We start from the raw sequence: 2,380 nt of genomic DNA on the forward strand, positions 1-2,380 counted from the left end.
TGCGCATTCCGGGCACATCCGCGCATGGATTCCAATTTTATCCGCGCACCGATTCCGATCGGATCCGCGCAGTGATTCCGGGGCATCCGCGCACCCCCTGATGTAATGCTGCGAGGCAATCAGCAGCAGGCTACCTTTCCGTTTTTATGGACTGGAAGGTTGCCCAATGAAGAGATTGCCAATGCGAAAAATTAGAGAAGCTCTCCGCCTGTCTTGTGAGGGTATGTCAACCCGTCAGGCCGCTGCTAGTCTGTCGATAGGTGGCACGACATTGCGGGAGTATCTGTATCGCGCGAAAGAGGCCGGACTGTCCTGGCCGTTGCCTGCAGATCTGAGCGATTCCGATCTCGAGAAATTGCTTTATCCCATCCGGGACAAGGATGACACCAAGCCGATTCCGTTGCCTGACTGGCCCTATGTCCATACCGAGCTGCGTCGCAAGGGCGTGACGCTGATGTTGCTGTGGCAGGAATACCGTGAAGCCCATCCTGATGGTTACGGCTATAGCCGGTACTGCGAACTCTATAGCCGCTGGGAAGGCAAGCTCAGGCCTGTGATGCGCCAGCGCTATGCAGGCGGCGAGACATTGTTCGTCGACTATGCTGGCAAGACCGTTGATGTGGCCTGCCCCGAGACAGGCGCGCTCCGGGAGGCCCAAATCTTCGTGGCCACTCTGGGCGCATCAAGCTACAGCTTTGTGGAGGCAACCTGGACCCAGAGCCTTCCCGATTGGATTGGCAGCCACACTCGGGCACTGGCTTTCTTGGGCGGCGTGCCAGGCATGATCGTGCCTGACAATTTGAAGTCTGGGGTAACGAAAGCCTGCTTCTACGACCCGGTGATTAACCGCACCTATGGCGACATGGCAGCCCATTACGATACTGCTGTGGTACCAGCCCGGCCCCGCAAGCCGCGTGACAAGGCCAAGGTTGAGACGGCGGTGCAATTGGCGGAACGTTGGATCCTGGCCAAGCTTCGCAATCACCAATTCTTTAGCCTTGATGAACTGAATGCCGCCATCCGGCCATTACAGGATCAGTTGAATAGCAAAGTGACCCGGCATCTGGGTGCCAGCCGCCGGTCCTTGTTTGAGAGACTGGACAAACCAGCTCTCAAGCCATTGCCCAAGGAGCCCTATGTTTATGCTGAATGGAAGAAGTGCCGGGCCGGGCTCGATTATCACATCGACATTGATCACCACTATTACTCGGTGCCGCACCAATTGCTGCGTCAGGATCTCTGGGTTCGGATTACAGTCCGCACGATAGAGATCTTCCATAAAGGTCAGAGAGTTGCGGCACATACCCGCTCTTCGGGTAACCGCCAACATACGACCCTGCATGAGCATATGCCGCCCAATCATCGCTTCCGTTCGGGCTGGACACCAGAAGCCCTTCGCGAGAAAGCTGCCAGGATTGGTCCCCATGTTGAAGTCTTCGTGGATGTCGTCATGCGCAAACGAACGCATCCCGAACAAGGCTATCGCACCTGTATGGGGGTCCTCCGGTTAGCCAAGAGTTTTGGGGCCGATCGGCTGGATGCTGCCTGTGAACGGGCCCTCGCCATCAACGCTCATTCCTACACATCCGTTCACTCCATTCTCAGAACCGGACTGGATCGCCAACGCCGAGAAAATCCCACGGACGGCCCCACGATCACTCACCCCAATATCCGTGGATCCCAATACTTCCATTAAGGAGAAACAATGCTGACACATCCAACTCTGGACAAACTGAAGGCCCTCAAACTCGATGGTATGGCCGCGGCCTTTGCCGAGCTTGAGGGGCAAGATGGCTCCGCCAACCTAACCCATGCCGAATGGTTGGCTCTTTTGGTCGAGCGGGAAAGCGTCAATCGCGAGACCAAGCGCTTTGAAAGCAGAATGCGGGCCGCGCGGTTACGTCATGTCGGAGCCTCTCCGGAAGACGTCAATTACGGTGCCTGCCGCGGCCTCGACAAAGCCCTGTTCCAGACCTTGCTGACGTCCCAATGGATCGGCGACAAAAGGAACTTAAGTATCGTCGGTCCATGCGGGGTTGGCAAGACCTGGCTTGCATGCGCCCTTGCACAGGCGGCTTGCCGGGATGGCATTACGGTTCTGTACAAGCGCACCTCGCGCCTGTTCGATGAGCTTGAACTGGCTCATGGCGATGGACGCTTCCAACGTCTGTTCAGGACTCTTACGAAAGCACAGTTGCTCATTCTTGATGATTGGGGACCGGATCGCCTCAATGCCAGCCAGCGGCGCGACTTGCTTGAAATCTTCGAAGAAAGATATGGCAATGCCTCGACGCTCATCACCAGCCAACTCCCCATCAGCACATGGCATGATGTCATTGGTGAGCCGACCTTCGCTGATGCCATCCTCGACAGGTTCGTT

General features: G+C 56.6%; 2 protein-coding genes. Both read left to right on the forward strand.

Annotated elements, in window-relative coordinates:
- Window positions 1–166: 166 nt before the first annotated feature.
- Window positions 167–1,696, forward strand: a complete 1,530-nt coding sequence (istA, locus tag BM258_RS24185) for an IS21 family transposase (protein ID WP_090075797.1) — start codon at window positions 167–169, stop codon at window positions 1,694–1,696.
- Between the two features lie 9 nt (window positions 1,697–1,705).
- On the forward strand, window positions 1,706–2,380 hold a 675-nt coding region (gene istB, locus BM258_RS24190), incomplete at its 3' end, for an IS21-like element helper ATPase IstB (protein ID WP_090075798.1).

Origin of the sequence: Cohaesibacter marisflavi, from assembly GCF_900115225.1 — a bacterium.
Lineage (GTDB): Bacteria > Pseudomonadota > Alphaproteobacteria > Rhizobiales > Cohaesibacteraceae > Cohaesibacter > Cohaesibacter marisflavi.